This window comes from Streptomyces sp. 3211.6, from assembly GCF_003634815.1.
GTDB classification, from domain to species: domain Bacteria; phylum Actinomycetota; class Actinomycetes; order Streptomycetales; family Streptomycetaceae; genus Streptomyces; species Streptomyces katrae_A.
This window is the reverse complement of record NZ_RBXC01000001.1, coordinates 5,938,246-5,954,187: the sequence shown is the minus strand read 5'-3', so window position 1 is coordinate 5,954,187 and position 15,942 is coordinate 5,938,246. Positions and strand designations below refer to the sequence as shown.

Annotated in this window: 16 protein-coding genes; 3 read left to right on the top strand and 13 right to left on the bottom strand. The window is 71.4% G+C overall.

Going from position 1 to position 15,942, the window contains the following annotated elements; genetic code table 11:
- Positions 1–78: 78 nt before the first annotated feature.
- On the bottom strand, positions 79–1,410 hold the full coding sequence (locus BX286_RS27515; RefSeq protein ID WP_121016578.1) for a class I SAM-dependent RNA methyltransferase: 1,332 nt from the start codon (positions 1,408–1,410) through the stop codon (positions 79–81).
- A 114-nt stretch (positions 1,411–1,524) separates the two neighbouring features.
- A complete protein-coding gene (locus BX286_RS27510) occupies positions 1,525–3,579 on the bottom strand; it encodes an APC family permease (protein ID WP_079430190.1) in 2,055 nt (684 codons plus the stop codon).
- Between the two features lie 210 nt (positions 3,580–3,789).
- Between BX286_RS27510 and BX286_RS27505 the strand changes: the two genes are divergently transcribed.
- Entirely contained in the window at positions 3,790–4,458 is a 669-nt protein-coding gene (locus BX286_RS27505; protein ID WP_079430189.1) for a TrkA family potassium uptake protein, read from the top strand.
- Positions 4,455–5,117: a TrkA family potassium uptake protein gene (locus BX286_RS27500; RefSeq protein ID WP_079430188.1), complete on the top strand. Its 663-nt coding sequence runs from the start codon at positions 4,455–4,457 to the stop codon at positions 5,115–5,117. Before BX286_RS27505 ends, BX286_RS27500 begins: the two co-directional genes overlap by 4 nt.
- Positions 5,118–5,174: 57 nt before the next feature.
- On the opposite strand, the gene BX286_RS27495 is transcribed toward BX286_RS27500, so the two are convergent.
- The 7 genes from BX286_RS27495 to BX286_RS27465 all read right to left on the bottom strand — a co-directional run bounded on the left by BX286_RS27495 (position 5,175) and on the right by BX286_RS27465 (position 11,710).
- Entirely contained in the window at positions 5,175–5,891 is a 717-nt protein-coding gene (locus tag BX286_RS27495) for a DUF3159 domain-containing protein (protein WP_079430187.1), read from the bottom strand.
- A 3-nt stretch (positions 5,892–5,894) separates the two neighbouring features.
- Positions 5,895–6,314: an OB-fold nucleic acid binding domain-containing protein gene (locus BX286_RS27490; protein ID WP_079430186.1), complete on the bottom strand. Its 420-nt coding sequence runs from the start codon at positions 6,312–6,314 to the stop codon at positions 5,895–5,897.
- Positions 6,315–6,356: 42 nt separating this feature from the next.
- Positions 6,357–7,043, bottom strand: a complete 687-nt coding sequence (locus BX286_RS27485) for a response regulator (protein WP_079430185.1) — start codon at positions 7,041–7,043, stop codon at positions 6,357–6,359.
- Entirely contained in the window at positions 7,040–9,652 is a 2,613-nt protein-coding gene (locus BX286_RS27480) for a sensor histidine kinase KdpD (RefSeq protein WP_121016576.1), read from the bottom strand. The genes BX286_RS27485 and BX286_RS27480 overlap by 4 nt, the downstream gene beginning before the upstream one ends.
- A 159-nt stretch (positions 9,653–9,811) precedes the next feature.
- Complete coding sequence (locus tag BX286_RS27475) at positions 9,812–10,579, bottom strand: DUF3710 domain-containing protein (protein WP_079430183.1); 768 nt, start codon at positions 10,577–10,579, stop codon at positions 9,812–9,814.
- A gap of 1 nt (position 10,580) precedes the next feature.
- The gene (gene dut, locus BX286_RS27470) at positions 10,581–11,126 is read right to left on the bottom strand and encodes a dUTP diphosphatase (protein WP_079430182.1); all 546 of its coding nucleotides are present in this window, start codon (positions 11,124–11,126) and stop codon (positions 10,581–10,583) included.
- Positions 11,126–11,710, bottom strand: a complete 585-nt coding sequence (locus tag BX286_RS27465) for a PaaI family thioesterase (protein WP_079430181.1) — start codon at positions 11,708–11,710, stop codon at positions 11,126–11,128. The genes dut and BX286_RS27465 overlap by 1 nt, the downstream gene beginning before the upstream one ends.
- Positions 11,711–11,768: 58 nt before the next feature.
- Between BX286_RS27465 and BX286_RS27460 the strand changes: the two genes are divergently transcribed.
- Entirely contained in the window at positions 11,769–12,242 is a 474-nt protein-coding gene (locus BX286_RS27460) for a DUF3093 domain-containing protein (RefSeq protein WP_079430180.1), read from the top strand.
- A gap of 13 nt (positions 12,243–12,255) precedes the next feature.
- Here BX286_RS27460 and BX286_RS27455 read toward each other — a convergent pair whose 3' ends face one another.
- The 4 genes from BX286_RS27455 to BX286_RS27440 all read right to left on the bottom strand — a co-directional run bounded on the left by BX286_RS27455 (position 12,256) and on the right by BX286_RS27440 (position 15,787).
- Positions 12,256–13,194, bottom strand: a complete 939-nt coding sequence (locus BX286_RS27455; protein WP_079430179.1) for a hypothetical protein — start codon at positions 13,192–13,194, stop codon at positions 12,256–12,258.
- A 9-nt stretch (positions 13,195–13,203) separates the two neighbouring features.
- Positions 13,204–13,500: a DUF4193 domain-containing protein gene (locus BX286_RS27450; protein WP_042809536.1), complete on the bottom strand. Its 297-nt coding sequence runs from the start codon at positions 13,498–13,500 to the stop codon at positions 13,204–13,206.
- A gap of 384 nt (positions 13,501–13,884) precedes the next feature.
- On the bottom strand, positions 13,885–15,129 hold the full coding sequence (locus tag BX286_RS27445) for a HAMP domain-containing sensor histidine kinase (RefSeq protein WP_121016574.1): 1,245 nt from the start codon (positions 15,127–15,129) through the stop codon (positions 13,885–13,887).
- Positions 15,130–15,133: 4 nt separating this feature from the next.
- On the bottom strand, positions 15,134–15,787 hold the full coding sequence (locus BX286_RS27440; protein ID WP_079430177.1) for a response regulator transcription factor: 654 nt from the start codon (positions 15,785–15,787) through the stop codon (positions 15,134–15,136).
- Positions 15,788–15,942 lie beyond the last annotated feature (155 nt).

Below are 15,942 nucleotides of genomic sequence, written 5' to 3'. Positions count from 1 at the left end.
TCCCGAGCGTCGTTTCAGCATCGACATATCGCCCGTCACGCCCACAGGGGGCATCAGGCACATCGGCAAATCCGCAGGTCAGGAGCTCTTTGCAACGGGTTCAAGGATCGCGACGCACTCCACGTGGTGGGTCATCGGGAAGAGGTCGAAGACGCGGAGGGTGCGGACCTTGTAGCCCGCCTCCTTGAAGTAGCCCAGGTCGCGGGCCAGCGCCGCCGGGTCGCAGGCGACGTAGGCGATGCGGCGGGCCGAGAGGCTCGCGATGTGGCGGACCGTCTGCTTGCCGGCGCCCGCGCGCGGGGGGTCCAGGACGATCAAGTCGCACTCGGTGATGCCGGTGCGCGGGAGGGCCGTGTCGACCTTGCCCTGTTCGATGCGGACCCGGGGGAAGTCGGCCAGGTTGTGGCGGGCGTCCTCCACCGCGCGCTTGCCCGACTCGATGCCGAGGACCGCCCCCGTCTCGCCGAGGCGCTCCGCGAGCGCGCCCGCGAAGATGCCGACGCCGCAGTAGAGGTCGAGGGCCATCTCGCCCTTGCGCGGCATCAGGCCCTGCATGACGGCCTTGATCAGGGTGTCGGCGGCCTGCGGGTGGACCTGCCAGAAGCCGCCCATGCCGACGCGGTAGGTGCGGCCGTCGGCGCGCTCGCGGACGAAGGGGCGGCCGTGGACGCGGTGGATCCCGCCGTCCTTCTCCTCGACCCGGAGGACGGAGACGGGCTTGTCGAGCTCGACCAGGGGCAGGCGGCCGCCCGGGCGCGGGGTGAGGACGACCTGGCGGTCGCTCGAGCCGGAGGCGGCGATCGCCTCGACCGAGGCCATCGCCGGCCAGGAGCGCTTCTCGATGCCCAGTTCCGTGACCCCGGGCGCAGCGATCATGCAGTGGTCGACGGGCTCGATGTCGTGCGAGCGGTGCTTGCGCAGGCCGACGCGGCCGTCCTCGTCGATGGCGTACTGGACGCGGGTGCGCCACTGCGGGACCTCGCCGGCCGGGAGCTTGTCGCCCTCGGCGGGGGCCACCGTGCCGTCCCAGCCGGCCTCCTCGGGGGTGAGGCCCGCGAGCCGCTTGAGCTGCTCGGCGACGACCTCGCCCTTGAGCCGGCGCTGGGCGCCGGGCTTGGCGTGCTGCCAGTCGCAGCCGCCGCACTTTCCGGGGCCGGCGAAGGCGCAGGGGGCCTCGACCCGGTCCTTGGAGGCGGTCAGGATCGTGACCGCGTCGGCGCGCAGGAAGCGGGAGTCCGCCTCGCCCTCCGTCACGCGGGCGACGACCTTCTCGCCCGGCAGGGTGTGCCGGACGAACAGGACGCGGCCGTCGGAGGTCCGCGCGATGCAGTGGCCGCCGTGCGCGACGGGGCCGACCTCGACCTCGTACTCCTCCCCGACCAGTGACTGCTTCTCGTTCTGCTCGGTCATGGTGGGGAGACTCCAGGGAGATTCAGGGGCGGAAAAACGGAAAAAGGCGAACGGCCGGACGACCGACCCACCAGTTTACGTGGATCCCGTCCGGCCGTTCGCCACCCGCCGGGCCTACCTCCCCGCCGGGTCCTTGGGACGCGGCCGCGGGGTGTCGACGGGGCCGCGGCGCACCGCGCCCGGGGCGTTCCACTCCTGGCGCTTGCGGGCCCGCCGGCGGGCGAGCTCCGAGGACTCCAGCTGGTAGGGCACCGAGGTGACCATCACGCCGGGGGTGAAGAGCAGGCGGCCCTTGAGGCGCAGCGCGCTCTGGTTGTGCAGCAGGTGCTCGTACCAGCGGCCGACGACGTACTCGGGGATGTAGACGCTGACCGCGTCGCGCGGGTTCTCGCTGCGCAGCCCCTTGACGTACTCGACCACCGGGCGGGTGATCTCGCGGTAGGGGGAGTCGAGGATCTTCAGCGGGACGTTGATCCCGCGCCGCTCCCACTCGTCCCTGAGCGCCTTGGTCTCGGCCGGGTCGACGCTGATGCTGAGCGCCTCCAGGGTGTCCGAGCGGGTGAGCTTGGCGAAGGCCAGGGCGCGCAGGGTGGGCTTGTGGACCTTGGAGACCAGGACGATGGAGTGGACCCGGGAGGGGCGCACGCTGTCGTCGCTGGGGCCCTCGTCCGCGGCGATCTCGGAGGCGACCCGGTCGTAGTGCTTCCGGATGGCGGTCATGGTGCCGTAGAAGATCAGCATGCCCATGAGGGCGACCCAGGCGCCGTGCGTGAACTTGGTGGCCAGCACGACGACCAGGACGAGCCCGGTGAAGGCCGCGCCGAAGGTGTTGATGGCCCGGGAGCGGTGCATCCGGCGGCGGGCGGCCTGGTCGCGCTCGCTCGCCAGGTGGCGGTTCCAGTGCCGGACCATGCCGATCTGGCTGAGCGTGAAGGAGACGAACACGCCGACGATGTAGAGCTGGATCAGCTTGGTGGAGTCGGCGTCGTAGATCCACACCAGCAGCATGGCGGCGCCGGCCAGCAGCACGATGCCGTTGGAGAAGGCGAGCCGGTCGCCGCGGGTGTGCAGCTGGCGCGGCAGGTACCGGTCCTGGGCGAGGATCGAGCCGAGCAGCGGGAAGCCGTTGTAGGCGGTGTTGGCGGCCAGGAAGAGGACCAGGGCCGTCGCGGTCGCCAGGACGATGAACAGGATGCTGCCGCTGCCGAAGACGGCTTCGGCGACCTGGGAGATCACCGGGTGCTGGACGAAGCCGGCGCCGACGGGGACGCCGTGGTCCAGCAGGTTGGTGGCGGGTGCCTCGGCCATGCGGACCTTGGTGGCCATGGCCAGGCCGATGATCCCGCAGAACATGGTGACGGCGAGGGCGCCCATCAGGGCGAGGGTGGTGGCGGCGTTCTTGCTCTTGGGCTTACGGAAGGCCGGCACGCCGTTGCTGATGGCCTCGACGCCGGTCAGGGCGGCACAGCCGGAGGAGAAGGCGCGCAGCAGCAGGAAGACCAGCGCGAAGCCGGCGAGTCCCTGGTGTTCGGCCTTGATCTCCAGGTGGGCGGTGGGCGCGGTCATGGTGTCGCCCATGACCAGGCCGCGCCAGGCACCCCAGGCGATCATGACGAAAACCGCGCCGACGAACACATACGTCGGGATGGCGAAGAGTTTCCCGGATTCCTTCACTCCGCGCAGGTTCATCAGCGTGAGGAGCAGAATCATGATGATCGCCGAGAGCACCTTGTGCTCGATGACGAAATCGACGGCGGAGCCGAGATTCTCGACGCCGGAGGAAATGGACACGGCGACGGTGAGGACGTAGTCGACGAGCAGGGCGCTCGCCACCGTCAGCCCGGCCTTGGGGCCGAGGTTGGTGTTGGCGACCTCGTAGTCGCCGCCGCCGCTGGGGTACGCGTGGACGTTCTGCCGGTAGGAAGCCACGACGGTGAACATCAGCACGACGACCGCGACCGCGATCCAGGGGCTGAAGTGGTACGCCGACACACCCGCGATCGACAGGACAAGCAAGACCTCGCCGGGGGCATATGCCACGGACGAGAGCGGGTCGGAGGCGAAGACGGGAAGGGCGATCCGCTTGGGGAGGAGCGTTTCCCCGAGGCGGTCGCTGCGCAGCGCCCGGCCAATCAGGATCCGTTTGGGCACGTCGGTCAGTTTGGACACGCAGAGGATCGTAAGCGTTCGATATCGGGCTGACGAACCCCCGGTCCATGATCCTCACCAATGCGCCGCCAATGAGGCACCCCGCGGACCCCAAATGGTCACACCGGTGACCACCCGTGTGTAGCTTGGGCCGTGGTCTGAGACCCTGTTTAGCCAGAGCATGCAATGAGGCTGGAAACCAGCGAGCCGCTGACAGCCGGAAGGACGGCCGTGCACATCGTCATTATGGGCTGCGGAAGAGTGGGCTCCGCCCTCGCGCAGACCTTGGAGCAGCAGGGGCATACGGTCGCCGTCGTCGACCAGGACCCCACCGCATTCCGCCGGCTCGGGGCTTCGTTCGGCGGCCGCCGCGTCACCGGGGTCGGCTTCGACCAGGACACCCTGCGCGAGGCCGGGATCGAGGAGGCGGGAGCCTTCGCCGCGGTCAGCAGTGGTGACAATTCCAACATCATCGCGGCCCGCGTGGCCCGCGAGATGTTCGGCGTCGAGAACGTCGCCGCCCGCATCTACGACCCCAAGCGCGCCGAGGTGTACCAGCGCCTCGGCATCCCCACCGTCGCGACCGTACGGTGGACCGCCGACCAGATGCTGCGCCGGCTGCTGCCGTCGGGTGCCGAGCCCCTGTGGCGCGACCCGAGCGGCGGCGTCCAGCTGGCGGAGGTGCACACCTCCCCCGCCTGGATCGGGCACAAGGTCAGCAAGCTCCAGGAGGAGACGGGCGTGCGTGTCGCGTTCCTCACCCGCCTGGGCGAGGCGATGCTGCCCACTTCGCAGACCGTGCTCCAGGAGGGCGACCTCGTCCACGTGATGATGCGCACGGACGAGATCGACAAGGTCGAGGCGGCCTTCGCCGAGGGCCCCGAGGAGGCACACGCATGAGGGTCGCGATCGCCGGAGCCGGGGCCGTGGGCCGCTCCATCGCGGGCGAGCTGCTGGAGAACGGCCACGAGGTGCTCCTCGTGGACAAGGCGCCGACCGCCATCTCGGTGGAGCGGGTGCCGCAGGCGGAGTGGCTGCTGGCCGACGCCTGCGAGATCACCTCGCTCGACGAGGCGGCGCTGCAGCGCTGCAACGTGGTCATCGCCGCCACCGGTGACGACAAGGTGAACCTGGTCGTCTCCCTCCTCGCCAAGACCGAGTACGGGGTCCCCCGGGTCGTGGCGCGGGTGAACAACCCGAAGAACGAGTGGCTCTTCAACGAGTCCTGGGGCGTCGACGTCGCGGTCTCCACGCCGCGCCTGATGTCGGCCCTGGTCGAGGAGGCCGTCAGCGTCGGCGACCTGGTGCGCCTGCTGCGCTTCAGCCACGGCGACGCCAACCTGGTCGAGCTGACCCTGCCGGCCGACTCCTCGGTGGCGGGGACCCAGATCAGCGAGATCAACTGGCCCGAGGACACCTCGCTGGTGACGATCATCCGCGGCAACCGGGTGCTCACCCCGCACGGCGAGGAGACCCTGGAGCCGGGCGACGAGCTCCTGTTCGTGGCCGCCCAGGCCCGTGAGGAGCAGCTGGAGGACCTCCTCCAGGCCAAGCACTGAGGCGACGCCGAAGGGGCGGGGTGACCCGGTCACCCCGCCCCTTCGGCACGCTGCGGTTCAGCCCCGCTTCTCGCGGGCGGCCTCCTCGGCCTCGTACTCGGCGATCACGTCGATCGGCGGCGGCGCCTTCGCCAGGAAGACCCAGGTGAAGTACACGGCCAGCACCATCGGCGGGAGCTTCAGCGCGATCAGCACCCAGCCCAGCTGGGTCTCGTCACCCCACCAGTAGAGCGGGAAGAGGATCGCGTACTTCGCCAGGAAGATCAGGCCCCAGGCCAGGCTGGCCTTGGTGTACGCCTTCTTGCGCCCTGGGTTGCGGGTCCGCCAGGACAGGTTCTCCTTGAACACCGGCCCGAGGATCACGCCCAGCAGCGGGAAGCCGACCAGCGCCGACAGCGTGAAGGCCACGCCCAGGCCGACCCCGTAGATCATGCCGGGCAGGTAGAAGCCCTTCGCGCTGCCCGTGAACAGGGCGAAGGCCACGCCCACGCCGACGCCGAAGACCCCGCTGAAGGCGTGCTTGACGGTGTCCTTGCGCAGCAGCCGCACGATCACCAGCAGCACCGCGACCACGCCCGCCGCGATGGCGGACATCTTCACGTCCTTGTTGATCGTGTAGATCATCACGAACAGCAGGCCGGGGAGCATCGTTTCCACGGTGCCCCGGATGCCGCCGAAGGCGTCGAAGAGCGCCGCCTGCGTGACCTCCTTCTGGTCCCCGGGGGGGTTGGAGGGGGCGGACCCCGGCGTGGTCGGTCGGTCGAGTGACGTCACCGGTCAGTGCTCCTGTCCGAGGGGTCGGAGTTCGTACTTCGGGTTGAACAGGACCCGGCGTCCGTGGCTCATCGCGATCCGCCCGGAGGCGATCATGCGCCGCCCGGGCTCGATTCCCACGATCGAGCGACGCCCGAGCCACACCACGTCCAGCGCGGCCGAGCCGTCGAAGAGCTCCGCCTCCAGGGCGGGTACGCCCGCGCGCGGCCGCAGGGTGACGGTACGCAGGGTTCCGGTCACCTTGACTATCTGGCGGTCGTGGCAGTCGCAGATCCGCGTGCACCCCGCGGCTTCTGCGTCCTCCTGCAGTTCCGCCGAATGCAGCTCCTCCTGGGAGGTGGACAGCCGCTCTATCATCCGGCGGAACCGGCCCGCCGGCCTGGCCGGTTTCGCGGGCTTCTCGGGACGCGGTTCAGCACTCATACAGGAAGCCTACCGGCGCCCCCGCTCCCCCTCGAAGCCCCACTACTTCTCGAAGCGGTAGCCCATGCCCGGTTCGGTGATGAAGTGCCGCGGGTGCGAGGGGTCCGCCTCCAGCTTGCGGCGCAGCTGGGCCATGTAGACCCTCAGGTAGTTGGTCTCGGTCCCGTAGGAGGGCCCCCAGACCTCCTGGAGGAGCTGTTTCTGGCTGACCAGCTTCCCCCCGTTGCGCACGAGCACCTCCAGCAGGTGCCACTCGGTGGGGGTGAGCCGTACGTCGCGTCCCTCGCGGACCGCCTTCTTGGCCGCGAGGTCCACCGTGAACCCCTCGGTCTCCACGACCACCTCGTCCCCGCCCGCCCCGGCGGCAGGCTCGGCCCGGCGGACGGCCGCGCGCAGCCGGGCGAGCAGCTCGTCCATGCCGAAGGGCTTGGTGACGTAGTCGTCGGCGCCCGCGTCGAGGGCCTCGACCTTCTCGTCGGAGCTGTGCCGGGCGGAGAGGACCAGGATCGGGACACGGGTCCAGCCGCGCAGGCCCCTGATCACCTCGACCCCGTCCATGTCGGGCAGGCCGAGGTCGAGGACGACCACATCGGGGTGGCGGGCGGCCGCCAGTTCCAGAGCGGCCGCCCCGTCGGCGGCGGCGTCCACCTCGTACTTGCGCGCCTTGAGGTTGATCACGAGGGCCCGGACGATCTGCGGTTCGTCCTCCACCACGAGCACCCGGGTCATCGGGGTCCTGCTTTCTGTCGTCCGGGGAGGTCCCCGGTGCGCTGGATTTCGGGGGGATCCGCCTGGACAACGACGTCGGGGCGGTCCGCGGTTCCGGCGTGCCCGGCGGGGTGCGCCGCGCGGAGGGTGAGCACCATGGTCAGCCCGCCGCCGGGGGTGTCCTCGGCGGTGAGGGTGCCGTCCATGGCCTCGGCGAAGCCCCGTGCCACCGCCAGGCCCAGGCCCACCCCGGCCCCGCGCGGGGCGTCCCCGTACCGCTGGAACGGGGCGAAGATGCGGTCCTTGGCCTCGTCGGGCACCCCGGGCCCGCGGTCGACGACCCGGACCTCGACCCGGTCGCCGAGGGCGCTGGCCGCGACCAGCACCCGCTGTCCCCGGGGGCTGTACTTGACGGCGTTCTCCACGACGTTGGCCACGCTCCGCTCCAGCAGCCCCGGATCCACCCGCACCATCGGCAGGGTCTCCGGCACGTCCAGCAGCACGCTGTCCTCCGGTACGCCTCCCAGCGCCATCGGGACCACCTCGTCCAGGTCGATCTCCCGGATCAGCGGGGTCACGGTGCCGGTCTGGAGCCGGGACATGTCGAGCAGGTTGCCCACCAGGTGGTCCAGCCGGTCGGCGCCGTCCTCGATGCCCTCCAGCAGCTCGGCCCGGTCCTCCTCGGACCACTCGACGTCAGCGGAGCGCAGGGAGCTGACGGAGGCCTTGATGGAGGCCAGGGGCGTGCGCAGGTCGTGGCTGACGGCGGCCAGCAGGGCGGTGCGGATCCGGTTGCCCTCGGCCAGCCTGCGGGCCTCCTCGGCCTCCCCCACCAGCCGCTGGCGGTCGAGCACCACGGCGGCCTGGGCGGCGAAGGCGCCGAGCACCCGGCGGTCCTCGGCGGGCAGTACCCGCCCGGACAGGGCCAGCGCCATGTGGTCGCCGATCGGCATGTCCACGTCGGCGTCCTCCGGCCGGGCCACGGGCGCCGGGCCCACGCTGCCGGCCGGGGTCCAGGGCTCCAGCTCGCCGGCCCGCTCCAGCAGGGCCACCGACTCCATGGCGAAGGTCTCGCGCACCCGCTCCAGCAGCGCGTCCAGGGCGGTCTCGCCGCGCAGGACGCTTCCGGCCAGGGTGGACAGGATCTCGGACTCCGCCCGCAGCCGGGCGGCCTGGTGGGTGCGCCGGGCCGCCAGGTCGACCACGGAGGCCACCGAGACGGCGACGCCGAAGAAGACCGAGATGGCCATGATGTTGCGGGGGTCGGAGATGGTGAACCGGTGCAGGGGCTCGACGAAGAAGTAGTTCAGCAGCAGCGACCCGAAGGCGGCGGAGGCGAGCGCCGGCCAGAGCCCGCCCAGCAGGGCGGCCGCCACCGTCAGCCCCAGGAACAGCAGCATGTCGTTGGCCAGGCCCGGGTCCGTGCTGATGTGGGTGAGCAGCAGGGAGAGCAGCACCGGGAAGACCACGCCGACCAGCCAGCCGGCCACGATCCGGGGCCGCCCGAGCCGGGCGGCGGAGCGGGCCACGGGCAGCCCGCGCCCCTTGGCCACCTCCTCGTGCGTGACGATGTGCACGTCGAGGTCGGGTCCCGAGTCGCGGGCCACGGTCGCGCCCACCCCGGGGCCCAGGACGTACTGCCAGGTCTTGCGGCGGCTGGAGCCCAGGACGATCTGGGTGGCGTTGACCCCGCGGGCGAAGGCGAGGAGGGCTTCGGGGACGTTGTCGCCGATCACATGGTGAAACGTTCCTCCAAGGTCCTCGACCAGGGTCCGCTGGACCGCGAGCTCCTTGGGGGAGGCGGAGGTCAGCCCGTCGCTGCGGGCGATGTACACGGCGAGGATCTCGCTGCCGGAGCCCTTGGCGGCCATCCGCGCGGCCCGGCGGATCAGCGTCCGCCCCTCTGGCCCTCCGGTGAGGCCCACGACGATGCGCTCGCGGGCCTGCCAGGTGGATCGGATGCCGTGCTCGCCGCGGTACTGCTGGAGGTACTCGTCGGCCCGGTCGGCCACCCACAGCAGCGCCAGCTCGCGCAGCGCGGTCAGGTTGCCGGGCCGGAAGTAGTTGGACAGGGCCGCGTCGACCTTGTCGGGCTGGTAGATGTTGCCGTGGGCCATCCGCCGGCGCAGGGCCTGCGGGGACATGTCGACCAGTTCGACCTGGTCGGCCCGCCGGACCACCTCGTCCGGGACGGTCTCGCGCTGGCGCACGCCGGTGATCGTCTCGACCACGTCCCCGAGGGACTCCAGGTGCTGGATGTTGACGGTGGTGACCACGTCGATGCCGGCCCGCAGGAGCTCCTCGACGTCCTGCCAGCGCTTGGCGTTGCGCGAGCCGGGCACGTTGGTGTGCGCGAGCTCGTCGACGAGGGCCACGGCGGGACGGCGCGCGAGGACCGCGTCCACGTCCATCTCCGTGAAGGTGGCGCCCCGGTGGACCAGCTCCCGCCGGGGGACCTGTTCGAGGCCGTGCAGCATGACCTCGGTGCGCGGCCGCCCGTGGTGCTCGACGAAGCCGACGGCGACGTCACCGCCCCGCTCCACCCGCCGGTGGCCTTCGGAGAGCATGGCGTACGTCTTGCCCACCCCGGGTGCCGCGCCCAGATAGATCCTCAGCCTGCCGCGTCCCATGCGCTCATTCTCGGGGACGTTCCCGCTGTTCACGCACCGATCGGCGGCCGGACGGAGATCCCTGACGCATCCCTGACGCCCGGCGGGAACGGCAGCGGGCCGTATCCCCGGAGGAGTACGGCCCGCGGTGTGAAACGGGTGGCGCCGAGGTCCGCCGGTTCAGCGGATCTCGGTGATCATCGGGCCCTGCTCCAGCTGGCCCATGCCGCCGGAGAAGCGGGAGCTCTCCTGGTCCTCGGCCGTCTGCACGCCGTCCGGCACCATCTGGGCGTCGTTCGGCAGCTTCAGGACGATGGGGTCGCGCGGGGCCATCGGGCCCTCGCCGCGCACGACGACGGTGTCCCGGAAGATCTGCTCCAGCACGCCGGCCGACTCGGGGCGCACCGCGCCCTGGCCGGAGATGACGCCGCGCAGGAACCAGCGCGGGCCGTCGACGCCGACGAAGCGCACCAGCTGGGCGCCGGTCTGGCCGTCGGGCAGCGGAACGGGGACCTGCGCGCGCAGCTCCCAGCCCAGGGGCCCGTCGACCTCGTCGATGAGACCGCCCTGCTGGGTGATGCCCGAGGCGATCTCCTCGCGGACCTCGCCCCAGATGCCCTCCTTCTTGGGGGCGGCGAAGGCCTGAAGCTGGACGGCGCTGTCCCGCAGGACCACGGTGGCGGCGACGATCGCGTCACCGGCGACCTCGACGCGCAGTTCCATGCCCTCGACACCGGGGACGAGGATGCCGCCGAGGTCGACCCGGCCGTCCGCGGGGTTGCCGGGCACCTCGGAGACGTCCCAGGGGCCGTCGGGCCGCGGGGCCGGAGGCAGGTTCACCCGCCGGGGTTCCCCGGCTTCGGCCGCCTCGTCGGGGCGCACGCCGTCGACCTGCTCGGCCGCGCCGCCGTCGTCGGCGGAGTCGTTCTTCTTGCGACGTCCGAACACGTCACTGTCCTTCCCGGTCGGTTACGACCGAAGCGTAGCCATTCCCACCCTGCTGACCAGCGCCGGATCCGGCCACGGCCGCATGACCGCCGGTGGAGCCGAACCCCCCGTCGGCCCGGGCCGAGCCGGGAAGTTCCGCCACCTCGTGGAAGCGGACCTTCTCGACCCGCTGGACAACCAGCTGGGCAATGCGGTCGAAGCGCTCGAACCGGACGCTCTCGCGCGGGTCGAGATTGACCACGATCACCTTGATCTCCCCACGGTACCCGGCATCCACCGTCCCCGGGGCATTCACGAGCGCGAGGCCGCAGCGGGCGGCCAGGCCCGAGCGGGGGTGCACGAAGGCGGCGTACCCGTCGGGCAGCGCGATGGAGATGCCGGTGGGCAGGACGGCCCGCTCCCCGGGCTCCAGCTCGGCGGCCACGGTGGTCACCAGGTCGCAGCCGGCGTCGCCGGGGTGGCCGTAGGCCGGGACCGGGACCTCGGGGTCGACGCGGCGGATCAGCACGTCGACGTCATGACGGGGTCCGTGGTTCTTCTGGGACATCAGGGGTTCACCTCGAAGGCGCGTGCGCGCCTGACCTGGTCCGGGTCGGCCATCGCCGCCCGGATCTCCTCGGGCCGACCGTTGTCGATGAAGTGGTCGACCTTCACCTCGATGAAGAGCGCGTCGGCGCGGACGGCGACGGGCCCGTCCGGGCCGCCTATCCGGCCCACGGCCGTGGAGTAGATCTTCCGGCCCGCGACGGCCGTGACCTCGGCCTCCAGGTGCAGCACGGTGTCCACCGGGACGGGCCGCACGAAGTCGGTCTCCAGCCGGCCGGTCACCGCGATGACGCGCAGCAGCCAGTTCAGGGATCCCAGCGTCTCGTCGAGCGCGGTGGCCAGCACCCCGCCGTGGGCGAGGCCCGGCGCGCCCTGGTGGGCGGGACGGACGGTGAACTCGGCGGTGACGCGCACGCCCTCACCCGCGCGGGCCTCCAGATGGAGCCCGTGGGGCTGGCCCCCGCCGCACCCGAAACAGTGTTCGTAGTGCGCACCGAGGAGCTCTCCGGGTGCCGGGGCATCGGGATGCCGGACCGGAGCGACGGCACCGGCCGGGGGCGTCAACGCTGTGTTTCGTCCACTCACAGCCGCAGACCTTACCCGCGCGGCTACCCGCCGGTCGCCTCGTGGGAGGCTTGAGGGCATGCAGCTCTCCCCCGCGCACCACGACGAACGCCTCTCCGCCCCCCGCTCCTGGTGGGGCATCGCCGCCCTGACCGGTGTGGCCGGCGCCCTGATCACCCTTCCGCTGGGCACGCTGCCGCTGCTGGCGGGGTTCGTCGGCGGCGGCGCGCTGGCGGGGATGCTGGTGAGCTCGATGGGCTCCGCCCGGGTGCGCGTGGTGAACGGGGTGCTGGCGGCGGGCGAGTCCCGGATCCCGGTGTCGGCGCTGGGCGAGCCCGAGGTGCTGGAGGGCGAGGAGGCGCGGGCCTGGCGCACGTACAAGGCCGACATGCGGGCCTTCATGCTGATGCGCAGCTACATCCCGACGGCGGTCCGGATCGAGGTCACCGACCCGGCGGACCCCACCCCGTACGTGTACGTCTCCACGCGCGAGCCCCACGCCCTGGCGGCGGCGGTCCGCGCCGCGCGGGAGGCTTCGGCTCCGCAGGCCTGAGGGCCGGGGGCGGTCAGCGGCCGAAGCCGTCGGGGTCCGGGGGCTCCAGTGCGGCCGGGGCGGCCCCGGGAAGGGGCTGGGCGGGGTGCTGCGCGGGTCCGGCGGCGGGGAGGGCCGCCCAGGGCACGGCCCGGCGGCGCAGGTCCGTACGGACCTTCTCGGCGAGTTTCCTGGTGTCCCGGCGGTTCATGACCGCGCCGACGGCGGCGCCGACCATGAACGGCATCAGGTTGGGCAGGTTGCGGACCATCCGTTTCGTGATCTGCTGGCGCAGTTCGCGCTTCATCTGGCCGCCGAGCGCCGCGTTGAGCGTGGTCGGCTTGGTCAGGTCGATCCCGCGTTCCTCGGTCCAGGCCGTGAGGTAGGCGAGGCTGCGGTCCTTCAGGGTGCCGGGCGGCCGCTGCCCGTAGACCTCGTGCAGTTCGGCGATGAGCTTCAGCTCGATGGCGGCGACGCCGGTGATCTCGGCGGCCAGCTCCGCCGGCATGGCGGGCGGGACCGGCATCATGGCGGCCGCGCCGATGCCCGCACCCACGGTCGAGGTGGCGTTGGCGGCCCCGGCGATCAGCTTGTCGGCCAGCTGATCGGGACCGAGGCCGGGGAACTGCGCGCGCAGGGTCGCGAGGTCCCTGACCGGAACGCGCGGGGCGTTCTCGATGATGAGGTCGGTGATGTACAGGGCGGCGTTTCTCGCACTCTCGCCGCCCTTGCGCACACCGTTCTTGACGGCTTGCATCCGACGCGCCCCGGGCCTGTCCCGGGACTCCTCGTCCGCCACTGTGGCCGGCGGCACCGCCGGGGCGGTGTCGGACGGCACGACAGTCGTGCCGGAGGCCGGGTCGCCGACGGCCCCGGGGCCCGTTGCCGGACCCGTGGTTTCCGCCTGCGCTCCTGCCGCCGGATCGCCGGTCTTCCGAAAGCGGAGCTTCCGGAACGGCGTCGAGCCGGTCACGGCCGAGACCTAGTCGCAGTCGCGGCAGATCGGCTGGCCGTCCTTCTCACGAGCCAGCTGGCTGCGGTGGTGCACCAGGAAGCAGCTCATGCAGGTGAACTCGTCGGCCTGCTTGGGCAGCACCCGGACGGCCAGCTCCTCGTTGGAGAGGTCCGCACCCGGGAGTTCCAGGCTCTCGGCGCCGTCGAAGTCCTCGATGTCGACGCTCGAAGTGACCTTGTCGCTGCGCCGCGCCTTCAGCTCTTCGATGCTGTCGTTGTCGACGTCGTCGTCGGTCTTGCGTGGGGTGTCGTAGTCCGTTGCCATTTTTTCGCTCTCCCCCTCTGGGATTTAGCGGTGTCTCAGCGCACGTAACGCGCGAGAGGCCGGACTTGTGCCCGACCTGAGGCGGAGATTTTGCCTCACATCAAGGTCTGTTACTCAATCGACACCCAGCTCCACGCCCGCAGGGGGCCGCAGCTGGGATGACGACCGGGACCGTACACGGTCCCGGGGGCGTATTGCACGGACGCCACCCCGTGTATTTCCCGCCATCCGGGGCGCCGGAAACCCGGACTTCCCGGGCTTTCCGGCCTTCTCAGGGTCACGGAACGCACATGCCCGGACACTCGACAATGTGATCGATCACACAGTCGAGGCTTGCCACCCCTCCAGGCCGTTCCGCTGACAGCGAACAACCTGGAGGGCGGATCAAAGGGGCAACGTGACACGCATCACCAGGCCACCGCCCTCGCGCGGGGTCGCCAGGATGCGGCCGCCGTGTGCGCGCGCCACGGAGCGCGCGATGGACAGGCCGAGGCCCACACCCTTGTCACTGCCCGTTCGCTCCGTACGCAGCCGTCTGAAGGGCTCGAAGAGGTTGTCCACCTCGTACGCGGGAACCACAGGACCGGTGTTCGAGACGAGCATCACCGCCTGGCCGTGCTGGACCTCGGTCGTGACCTCCACCCAGCCGCCCCCCGGCACGTTGTACCGGACGGCGTTCTGCACCAGGTTCAGGGCGATCCGCTCCAGCAGCACGCCGTTGCCCTGGACCACGGCCAGGGCGCGCTCGCCGCGGATCTCCACGCCCTTGGCCTGCGCCTCCCCGTGCACCTGGTCGATGGCGCGCGAGGCGACCTCCGCCAGGTCGACCGGTTTGCGCTCCACGATCTGGTTCTCGCTGCGGGCCAGCAGCAGCAGGCCCTCGACCAGCTGCTCGCTGCGCTCGTTGGTGGCCAGCAGCGTCTTGCCCAGCTGCTGGAGCTCCACCGGCGCACCGGGATCCGACAGGTGGACCTCCAGCAGCGTCCGGTTGATGGCCAGCGGGGTCCGCAGCTCGTGCGAGGCGTTGGCCACGAACCGCTGCTGGGCGGTGAAGGCCCGCTCCAGGCGGTCGAGCATCTCGTCGAAGGTGTCGGCGAGCTCCTTCAGCTCGTCGTCCGGCCCGTCCAGCTCGATCCGCCGGGTCAGGTCGGAGCCGACCACCCGGCGGGCGGTACGGGTGATCTTGCCCAGCGGCGAGAGCACCCGGCCGGCCATCGCGTAGCCGAAGGCGAAGGCGATCACGCTCAGGCCCATCAGGGCCATCAGCGAGCGGCTGAGCAGGTCGTCCAGCGCGTGCTTGCGCTGGTCGAGGATGCACTGCCCGATCGCGGCGTTGAACTGCTCGATCGACTGGTCGATGGCCACGCCGGGGCAGGTGCTGCTGGAGACCTCGACCTTCTGGCCGCCCACGATCTTGAACGGGAGCGCGTTGCCCTCCCGCAGGGCCTGGGCCGCCAGCAGGTAGATGATCGACAGCAGCAGGATCCCGGCGATCAGGAACATGCCGCCGTACAGCAGGGTGAGCCGTATGCGGATGGTCGGCCGCAGCCACGGGAAGGGACCCTCGGGCTGGCCGGGGTCCCAGGTGGGTTTCGGTGGCGCCGGTGGTGGCGAGGGGGTCGCGGCCATCGGGTCAGATCCGGTAGCCGGAGCCGGGCACGGTCACGATGACGGGCGGCTCGCCCAGCTTGCGGCGCAGGGTCATGACCGTGACCCGGACCACGTTGGTGAAGGGGTCGGTGTTCTCGTCCCAGGCCTTCTCCAGCAGCTGCTCGGCGGAGACCACGGTCCCCTCGCTGCGCATGAGCACCTCCAGCACCGCGAACTCCTTGGGCGCCAGCTGCACCTCCCGGCCCTCGCGGAAGACCTCGCGCCGGTTGGGGTCGAGCTTGATCCCGGCCCGCTCCAGCACGGGCGGCAGCGCCACGGTCGTCCGCCGGCCCAGGGCGCGGACGCGGGCGATCAGCTCGCTGAAGGCGAAGGGCTTGGGCAGGTAGTCGTCGGCCCCCAGCTCCAGGCCCTCCACGCGGTCGCTGACGTCGCCGGAGGCGGTGAGCATGAGGACGCGGGTGGCCATGCCGAGTTCGATGATCTTCCGGCAGACGTCGTCGCCGTGCACCAGCGGAAGGTCCCGGTCGAGCACGACCACGTCGTAGTCGTTCACCCCGACGCGCTCCAGGGCCGCGGCGCCGTCGTACACGACGTCCACGGCCATGGCCTCCCGGCGCAGGCCCGTGGCCACCGCATCGGCGAGCAGCTGCTCGTCCTCGACGACGAGTACGCGCACGTCGTTTCCTTCCTTCGAGCCCCGAGGGCACTCCTGAGGGCACACCTGTATTGCGCCTCCATCCTGCCGGTTTCGGCCGTAAACCGGCTGTAAGGCGCCCCTCCGCCCCTTCCCGGGCGCCTGAAGGGGTCGGAAGTGAGGATTCCCTGGCCTTA

Bases quoted from the DNA above. Each gene is read 5' to 3' on its own strand.
- BX286_RS27515 (WP_121016578.1), bottom strand. From the start codon at position 1,410: ATGACCGAGCAGAACGAGAAGCAGTCACTGGTCGGGGAGGAGTACGAG.
- BX286_RS27500 (WP_079430188.1), top strand. From the start codon at position 4,455: ATGAGGGTCGCGATCGCCGGAGCCGGGGCCGTGGGCCGCTCCATCGCG.
- BX286_RS27490 (WP_079430186.1), bottom strand. From the start codon at position 6,314: ATGAGTGCTGAACCGCGTCCCGAGAAGCCCGCGAAACCGGCCAGGCCG.
- BX286_RS27485 (WP_079430185.1), bottom strand. From the start codon at position 7,043: ATGACCCGGGTGCTCGTGGTGGAGGACGAACCGCAGATCGTCCGGGCC.
- BX286_RS27480 (WP_121016576.1), bottom strand. From the start codon at position 9,652: ATGGGACGCGGCAGGCTGAGGATCTATCTGGGCGCGGCACCCGGGGTG.
- dut (WP_079430182.1), bottom strand. From the start codon at position 11,126: ATGTCCCAGAAGAACCACGGACCCCGTCATGACGTCGACGTGCTGATC.
- BX286_RS27460 (WP_079430180.1), top strand. From the start codon at position 11,769: ATGCAGCTCTCCCCCGCGCACCACGACGAACGCCTCTCCGCCCCCCGC.
- BX286_RS27450 (WP_042809536.1), bottom strand. From the start codon at position 13,500: ATGGCAACGGACTACGACACCCCACGCAAGACCGACGACGACGTCGAC.
- BX286_RS27445 (WP_121016574.1), bottom strand. From the start codon at position 15,129: ATGGCCGCGACCCCCTCGCCACCACCGGCGCCACCGAAACCCACCTGG.